Source organism: Bradyrhizobium cosmicum, assembly GCF_032290525.1.
GTDB lineage: Bacteria > Pseudomonadota > Alphaproteobacteria > Rhizobiales > Xanthobacteraceae > Bradyrhizobium > Bradyrhizobium cosmicum_A.
The window spans coordinates 1-233 of sequence record NZ_JASXTA010000624.1 but is presented as its reverse complement, the minus strand read 5'-3'; the positions used below and the strand labels follow the sequence as shown (position 1 = coordinate 233).

The following is a 233-nucleotide window of genomic DNA, read 5'->3' as shown; positions in this document are numbered from 1 at the left end:
GTGTAGCGGTGGGCTCGGCGGTCGGCGTCGCAGTGGGCTCGGCGGTCGGCGTCGCAGTGGGCTTGGGGCTCGGCGTCGCGGTGGGCTCGGCGGTCGGCGTCGCAGTGGGCTTCGGTGATTCCGCTGTCGAAGTCGAGCCTTCCTCATCCTCTGTTTTCTCTTCGGCGGTGCTGCGCGACGATCCCGTATTGGTCTGGGCGCTGACCGTCACACCGCCGGTGACAGTGCGGGTA

1 protein-coding gene is annotated in these 233 nt (G+C 69.1%); it reads left to right on the top strand.

The features are described from left to right. The coding region (locus QSV46_RS41150; protein WP_314964546.1) for a hypothetical protein at window positions 1-233 on the top strand (233 nt) is incomplete at both ends.